The organism is Streptomyces sp. NPDC002784 (assembly GCF_053592135.1).
Genome location: NZ_JBSFVD010000071.1, coordinates 1 through 7530 on the forward strand (window position 1 = coordinate 1; position 7530 = coordinate 7530).

7 protein-coding genes and 1 pseudogene are annotated in these 7530 nt (G+C 66.3%); 3 read left to right on the forward strand and 5 right to left on the reverse strand.

The window, feature by feature from the left end; all coding sequences use genetic code 11:
• Positions 1-35 precede the first annotated feature (35 nt).
• The 3 genes from ACWD1Z_RS35920 to ACWD1Z_RS35930 all read right to left on the reverse strand — a co-directional run bounded on the left by ACWD1Z_RS35920 (position 36) and on the right by ACWD1Z_RS35930 (position 3386).
• Entirely contained in the window at positions 36-1673 is a 1638-nt protein-coding gene (locus ACWD1Z_RS35920) for a HAMP domain-containing protein (RefSeq protein ID WP_451124878.1), read from the reverse strand.
• Between the two features lie 481 nt (positions 1674-2154).
• Positions 2155-3087: an anti-sigma factor RsbA family regulatory protein gene (locus ACWD1Z_RS35925; protein WP_451124880.1), complete on the reverse strand. Its 933-nt coding sequence runs from the start codon at positions 3085-3087 to the stop codon at positions 2155-2157.
• Entirely contained in the window at positions 3084-3386 is a 303-nt protein-coding gene (locus tag ACWD1Z_RS35930; RefSeq protein ID WP_451124882.1) for an STAS domain-containing protein, read from the reverse strand. Before ACWD1Z_RS35930 ends, ACWD1Z_RS35925 begins: the two co-directional genes overlap by 4 nt.
• Positions 3387-3739: 353 nt before the next feature.
• On the opposite strand from ACWD1Z_RS35930, the gene ACWD1Z_RS35935 reads away from it, so the two are divergent.
• Together ACWD1Z_RS35935 and ACWD1Z_RS35940 are read left to right on the forward strand one after the other, a co-directional pair.
• Complete coding sequence (locus tag ACWD1Z_RS35935) at positions 3740-4162, forward strand: ATP-binding protein (RefSeq protein ID WP_451124884.1); 423 nt, start codon at positions 3740-3742, stop codon at positions 4160-4162.
• Positions 4163-4495: 333 nt separating this feature from the next.
• Positions 4496-5040, forward strand: a pseudogene (locus ACWD1Z_RS35940) (LysE family translocator).
• A 78-nt stretch (positions 5041-5118) separates the two neighbouring features.
• On the opposite strand, the gene ACWD1Z_RS35945 reads toward ACWD1Z_RS35940, so the two are convergent.
• On the reverse strand, positions 5119-5682 hold the full coding sequence (locus ACWD1Z_RS35945; RefSeq protein WP_451124886.1) for a dihydrofolate reductase family protein: 564 nt from the start codon (positions 5680-5682) through the stop codon (positions 5119-5121).
• A 144-nt stretch (positions 5683-5826) separates the two neighbouring features.
• Positions 5827-6963, reverse strand: coding sequence for a phospholipase D-like domain-containing protein (locus tag ACWD1Z_RS35950; RefSeq protein WP_451124888.1), 1137 nt, complete (start codon positions 6961-6963; stop codon positions 5827-5829).
• 304 nt (positions 6964-7267) lie between these two features.
• Between ACWD1Z_RS35950 and ACWD1Z_RS35955 the strand changes: the two genes are divergently transcribed.
• Entirely contained in the window at positions 7268-7438 is a 171-nt protein-coding gene (locus ACWD1Z_RS35955; protein ID WP_389417445.1) for a hydrophobic protein, read from the forward strand.
• Positions 7439-7530: the final 92 nt, after the last annotated feature.

Below are 7530 nucleotides of genomic sequence, written 5' to 3' on the forward strand. Positions count from 1 at the left end.
CCTGCCGCACGCGATCCCCGGACTGATCGCCTCGATCATCTGGATCTACCTGTACACGCCCGGTCTGAGCCCGGTGCTCGACTGGACACGCGGGTGACCTCATCCGCGAACGCGGACAGCTGATCGACCATCGTGTTGATGGTCGTCTTGAGTTCGAGGATCTCGCCGCGTGCATCGACGTCGATCTTCTTCGACAGGTCACCCTTGGCCACCGCGGTCGTCACCAGCGCGATGTTGCGCACCTGGCCGGTGAGGTTGTTGGCCATCGAGTTGACGTTGTCGGTGAGGTCCTTCCAGGTGCCCGCGACGTTCGGCACATGCGCCTGGCCGCCGAGACGTCCCTCGGTGCCGACCTCACGGGCCACCCGCGTGACCTCGTCGGCGAAGGCCGACAGGGTGTCGACCATCGTGTTGATGACGTCCGCCAGAGCGGCGACCTCGCCCTTGGCCTCGACCGTGATGCGCTGGGACAGGTCACCACGCGCTACGGCGGTGGCGACCTGGGCGATGGAGCGGACCTGACCGGTCAGGTTGGAGGCCATGACGTTGACGTTGTCGGTGAGGTCCTTCCAGGTGCCCGACACGCCGCGCACCTGGGCCTGGCCGCCGAGACGTCCCTCGGTGCCGACCTCGCGAGCCACCCGCGTGACCTCATCCGCGAACGCGGACAGCTGGTCGACCATCGTGTTGATGGTGCTCTTCAGTTCGAGAATCTCACCGCGCGCGTCCACGGTGATCTTCTGGGAGAGGTCTCCCTTGGCCACCGCGGTCGCCACCAGCGCGATGTTGCGGACCTGGCCGGTGAGGTTGCCCGCCATGAAGTTCACGGAGTCGGTGAGGTCGCGCCAGGTGCCCTTGACGCCCTTGACGTCCGCCTGGCCGCCCAGGCGTCCCTCGGTGCCGACCTCACGGGCGACGCGGGTGACCTCATCCGCGAACGCGGACAGCTGATCGACCATCGTGTTGATGGTGCTCTTCAGTTCAAGAATCTCACCGCGCGCATCGACGGTGATCTTCTGGGAGAGATCGCCCTGGGCCACCGCCGTGGTGACCTGGGCGATGGAGCGGACCTGGCTCGTGAGATTGCCCGCCATGTGGTTGACGGAGTCGGTGAGGTCGCGCCAGACACCGGCCACACCCGGCACCTGGGCCTGGCCGCCGAGACGCCCCTCGCTGCCGACCTCACGGGCCACCCGGGTGACCTCATCCGCGAACGCGGACAGCTGGTCGACCATCGTGTTGACGGTCTCCTTCAGCTGCAGGATCTCGCCGCGGGCGGGCACGTCGATCTTCTGGGAGAGATCACCCTTGGCCACCGCCGTCGCCACCTGCGCGATGTCGCGGACCTGGGTGGTCAGATTGCCCGCCATGGCGTTGACCGAGTCCGTCAGGTCGGCCCAGGTCCCCGAGACGCCGGGCACCTCCGCCTGGCCGCCCAGCGTCCCCTCGGTACCCACCTCGCGGGCCACCCGGGTGACCTCGGACGTGAACACGGACAGCTGGTCCACCATGCCGTTGAAGACCTTGGCGATGTCGCCCATGAGGCCGTCTGCGTCGACCGGCAGACGGGTGCCGAAGTCTCCGTCCCGCACGGCCGTCAGGCCCGCCAGGAGCCGCCGGAGCTCCTGATCACCCTTGGAGACCTCTACGACCCCGGCGCTGTTGCTGGTCATGCGTACCCTCGTTCCGCTCCCCAGGAGCCCTCGTCACCGAGAACTCGGAACCCCCCGAACCGATCGGCGGCCCGGCCGTCGTGCGTGCAGTTCCGCAGCTCACGGAAGTACGCAACGAGAAAAACACGCCGCAGGCTAACCCAGATTACCGGCGCGGAACAAAGCGTCGGAGCCACTCGGGAACCGAGGGAATACGGACAGGTGGGAGTGTGCATGCCCGAGCCCGGAAGGGGTACTTGACTCGATTCGCTATCGCAGGTGTGCGCCCGCGCTGCGGTCGCGACGGCGCCCGGTCGCAAACGGTGACGAGAGCCACTGGCGCGTACTGGGCGGTGGTCCCTTCTTCGACCGTCCTACAGCTAAGCCCAGCGGCTGCGGCGCGCCGCCAGGGAGAGCTTGTGGCATCGCTCCCTGGCTTCACGCCGACCGGGCACAAGGATGGGTGGGCGGCCACCCGGGTCGGTGGGCGCCCACACCGTGGTCACGCGCTGACGTAGACGCGGACGGTCGTGCCCTCGCTGGTGGTGTGCAGGCGCACCAGGTCGGCGACGTAGTGCACCAGCAGCAGTCCTCGCCCACCGGGCTTGCCGTGCTGCGCCGGGCGGCGGCCGGCCAAGGGGTCGGTCAGCCGTCCCGCGTCGCGGACCTCCATCACGACCTGCCCCTGCTCGGCCCAGACCGCGAGGGTTCCTCGGCCGCCGCCGTGCACCACGCTGTTGGTCGTCAGCTCCGCGATCACCAGCTCCGCGTCCATCAGCCGCTCGCCGGCCAAACCCAGCCGTGCCACCTGAGCGACGCCGAACTTGCGGACCGCTGGGAGCTCCTCAGTCCCGTAGGAGAAGACGGCGGCGTCCGGCGCGGGCGTCAGCTCCTGGTTGTAGCGGGAGACGACCGCTTCCCAGTCGTATACGTCGCTGATCTCCTCGCGGCCGTCGCCGCTGATGAGGGTGGGGTGGGTGATCCGCGCATCGGCGATCACCTCCGGATCCAGCTGTGCCTCGTCATAGGGGCAAAGGATCGTCACCGCGCGGCCCTCGAACGCGGCGTTGATCAACGCCTCGTGCTGCGCGCACGCCGGGTATTCCACCGCGCTGCGCCCGGCCCAGATCGGTTCCCCGATGATCCGCACCCGCCCCTTGGGATGCGTGTCAGCGAATCCGCGCAGCACCTTGGGGATGATCCGCCCGGGGTTGCGGCCGGCCTCGGTCATGTCCAGGAACAGGATGTCCTCGGCGTCCGCGCCCAGCCCGTTCTTGATCAGCTCCAGGTTGGGGCCGGGCACCGCGACGGCCATCGGCTCGTCGTTCGCCAGCCCTTCCCTCAGGAATGACACCGTCTGCTGCGTGTACTCCTGCTCGCTGCGGTAGAACAGCGCAGGGTGCACGAACAGGTCGTCGGCATGCACGGGGCTCATCGCGGCGCCACCTCGATCCGGTTCAAGCCCGGCCAGAACATGGCCAGCACCGTGGGCAGCTGGGGCGGGGGATGCTCGACGACCACCCGTCCGTCGGGCAGGTTCATGGCGGTGACCGCCAGCGCCGTCACTCCGGCCACGTCGACGAAGGCCACATCGGACAGCTCCACGTAGGAGACACCCGCATGCTGCCGGGCCAGGTCGGACAGGGCCCGCTCCCAGGCCGGGCGGGTGAGCGCGCTGATCTCACCACGGGCACGTATCCCGGTACGACCGGGCAACGGGCTCACCTCCAACATGATCCTCCCTGGCATCGCCGGACCGTGTGGGGTATCCACGCTCGGTCTCCTCACCCATCCGACAGCCACCTGCCGACTGCCTCTCCCACAGTACGGGCAGCAAAAAGCTTCTTCCGGGCCCTTAGCCTATAGCGGCGCTCCAGTTGCTTCGGCGGGTGCGTGCCCGGTGCCCGCGCCTACGCACCGGGGTCGGCTCCGAAGACGTACCCCTCGATCTTGTCGACGACTTCCCCACCCTTGCCGTGCGGCCGCGGACTCGAAGCGCCCATCAAAGTGTGGCTCCTCGCGTCAGCCCGCATACAGCGGGTACCCGCGTCAGGGCAAAGCCGGGTCCGTTGCAAGGAGGGGTCACAGTGGATGAATCGTCGTTGCGAGCGGTGGGCTGGGCACGCTCGCTGCCCATGCACACCGGCCCGAAGGCGGCGCGTGACTGGGCCCGCAAGCATCTGGAGACGCTCGACTGGGCGCACAGCGCTCCCCAGACCGTGGACGATGTGCTGCTGACCGTGTCGGAACTGGTCACCAACGCACACATCCACGCACACTCCTCCGCCCGGCTCGTCCTGACCTGGGACGGCCAGTGCCTGCACGTCACCGTGCACGACGACAACGCCGCCCTGCCCACCCCACGCGCCCCCAGCGGCGACCGTCTCGGCGGACGGGGCATGCTCCTAGTCGACGCCCTGGCCGACGACTGGGAAGCCCGCCCCTGCCCCGACGGCAAATCCGTCACCGCCTGCTTCCACCCTCCGCGCCCGACCGAGGACGCCCGTTGACCTTTGACTCCCGGAAGGGAGCCGGTGGCGGCCGCCTCTTTTTGGCAAGCGTGTACCAGCGGACGAGGGGCCAGGCGATGCCGGAGACTGATCGCATCGGCGGCGATCACGCTGAGCGCATCTTCTACCTCGCCGCAGCGCTCTGACAGGGTTCCCGTGAAGCTGGTCGCCAGCACTCGACTCGGCGCGGATCGATCAATGCCGGCGTCGAAGGATCCCTGGCTCGCTACGCCAAGCCGGAGGTAGTTGGCATTGTTGGATTTAGCGGTACTGCCGGGCTACATTGCGGTGATCCTGCTCTTTCTCGCTCCACCCGGCCCTGATATGGCTTACATGCTCGCAGTCGGCCTTGAAGGTGGTCGCCTGTCCGCACTGAAAGCCATCCTCGGCATAACAACAGGAATGAGCTTCTATGCCGCCGCCGTCGTTGTCGGGATGGGCGAGGTCGCCCGATCGCACCCGTCGGTGCTTGATACGGTGAGAATACTGGGTGCAGCGTATTTGCTGTGGCTGGCGTACGTGACCATGCGAAATGCGCGTCGGGCGATCACGGACACGGCGATATCGCGACCGGCAGGTGGTATCTGCGAGGCGTGTTGGTCAGCCTGACGAATCCGAAAATAATTCTCTTTTACCTCGCGGTCCTCCCGCAGTTCATAGGGAGTGCGGAGAATCCTGAATTGCAGATGACCATGCTCGGTGCAATCAACGTCCTGATGGAGATAATTCTTTACGGGGGCATCGGAGTGTTGTCGGGATTTTTCCATGGCCGACTCATCGGCTCGACAAGAGCGACGGCGGTACTGAATTATGCTGCGTGCGCCGTTTATGTTGTGCTGGCAGCGGCGATCACAGTCGAAATTCTGCTGGCGTATTGATCCGCGGGCGGCATCAACGCTGGTGAAGGGCCGAGGCCGGTCGCTCGGCGTCGATGTCCCACCGCGCGACCAGCGTGTTCAGTGCCTCGTCTCGTACCTGGTCAGGACCACGCCGCCGGGAAACATCCGGGTCTCCACCAAGCTCAGGTTCGTCCAGCCGTCCAGCGCGGTGAAGAACGGTGTTCCGCTACCCACCAGGACCGGATGCGTGACGATCGTGTACTCGTCGATCAGCCCGGCCCGCATCGCCGCTCCGGCTAGCGCCGCGCCACCGACCCTCATCGGGCCACCGTCCTCGGCCTTGAGCCGAGTGATCTCCGCGACCGCGTCGCCGGTGACCAGGCGAGCGTTCCAGTCGACCTTGTCGACCGTCGAGGAGAACACCACCTTCGGCGTCTCCCGCCAGTTCCGCGCGAAGTCGATCTGCGCTGGGGTCGCCCCCGGTTGCTGGTCGCCGGTCGGCCAGTAGGAGCTCATGGTCTCCCACAGCTTGCGCCCATACAGCAACAGGCTGATCGCCCGCTCCTCGTCGAGCCACCACTGGAACAGCTCGTCGCTCGGCTCGCTCCAGCTGAGGTCGTCGCCGGGCGCGGCAACATAGCCGTCCAGGGACAGGTTCATGCCGTAGAGCAGTCTCCGCATAACGCCAGCCTTCCGTCAGTCGGTCTCGGAAGTTTAGACGGGCGTGGTCCCCGAATCTTGGATACGGGTTATGCGGCTGGTGTGAGCGTAGTTTGGTGTGCCCCTGCTGACGCGCGGGCTTCGGCCCGTGGATTGGCCCGTGGATTACAGAAAGCGGCGGATGGGAAAGACGGCCGCCTCCCCCAGTCGCCGGGTGACGGAGCGGCGTTTCCAGCGACCCTTCTCGATCTGTTCACTGACCTGCAAGTCTTCGTCGAAGTGCCGGTTGAGGGTGGCGGCGAAGTCTTCGTCGAGGACGGCGAGCATGACTTCTTCGTCGTGGTCCAGAGACCGGCGGTTGAAATTGGTGGAGCCGATCAACGCGGCGACCTGGTCGACGGTGATGACCTTGGCGTGCATCATCGTCGGCTGGTACTCGAAGATGCGCACCCCGCACTCGAGCAGGTCTTCGTAGTAGTGCTGGCCGGCCAGCTGGCAGACGCGCTTGTCGGTGTGGGGGCCGGGCAGCAGGATCTCCACCTCGACGCCGCGTCGGGCGGCCGCGCACAGCAATTCGATGAAGTAGGCGTCGGGGGCGAAGTAGGCGGTGGCCAACCGGAATTGGTGCTGCGCGCATTCGATCATGACTCGTAGCAGGGTCTGCATGTCCTGCCAGCCGAGGCTCGCCGAGCCGCGGACGACCTGGACCACGGCATCGCCTTCCGGCGTGTGGTCGCTGAAGCGGTCGTGCTCATCGAAGAGGGTGTCATGGCATTCGGCCCAGTTCTGCGCGAAGGCGGCGGCGATACCGTCCACCGCGGGTCCGCGAACCTGAACGTGAGTGTCGCGCCATTCATGCTCGTTGCGAGCGTCTCCGCACCATTCCTCGGCGATACCCACCCCGCCGGTGAACGCCGTCTCCTCGTCCACGACCACCACCTTGCGGTGGCAGCGGTGATTCTGCTTGAGCGGGGTGAGATACAAGGGCTTACGGAACCACGCCACTTCGACCCCGGCCCGGCCCATCATATCCAGCAAATTGCGCTCAATCAGCCGACTTCCGAAGCCGTCCAGCAACAGCCGCACACGCACCCCGTTGCGAGCCCGGTCAGCCAGCGCTTCGGCGAACTGGCGGGCTATCTCGCCACGCCAGTACACGAACGTCATCATGTCCACGGTGTGCTGGGCGCTGCGGATGCTCTTGAGCATCGCCGCGAAGATCTCGTCTCCGTTACGCAGCGGCAGCAGGGCGTTGCCTTCCGTGGCGGCGATGCCGATCAGCCGCTCCAGACGACGCCTCATCCGTTGTATGTGTTCCGCCGGGGACACGGACGGCGCGGCTGTCACTCGGGACCCTTCTGACTCGGTGGGTGTGCTGGTCACGGCTCCTCCTGGCCGGTCGAGAAAGGCCGCCCCACGCGTCCGGCTCCGCCGAGGCGAGCCGACTGTACACAGGGAGGGTGAACTCGGGACAGAGCCCGGGGTCGGCCGTACTCAAGAACTGCAGCGGCGCACCTTATACCACGCCTCGGAAGGATCAAACCCGAAAACTCGTAGGTATGCGTTCTCGACGGCAGGGCACATGCTTCTGCGGAGGTCGATAATCATGGTTCCCCTGCTTCTTGTTCTGCTTCTCGCACTCGTTCTTTTCGGCGCCGGCTTCGCTCTCAAGGCCCTGTGGCTGATCGCGGTCGTCGTTCTCGTGGTGTGGTTGCTCGGGTTCGTTATGCGGCCCCATGCCAGTAGCGGCCGTCGGGGTCGCTGGTACCGCTGGTAGTCAGCAAGAAATACGCAGGCGGGGGGGGGGCGCGAGATTATAATGGACCCCCCCCCCCCGAGAAAGAAGATCAAAAAGAATAAAAACAAAAA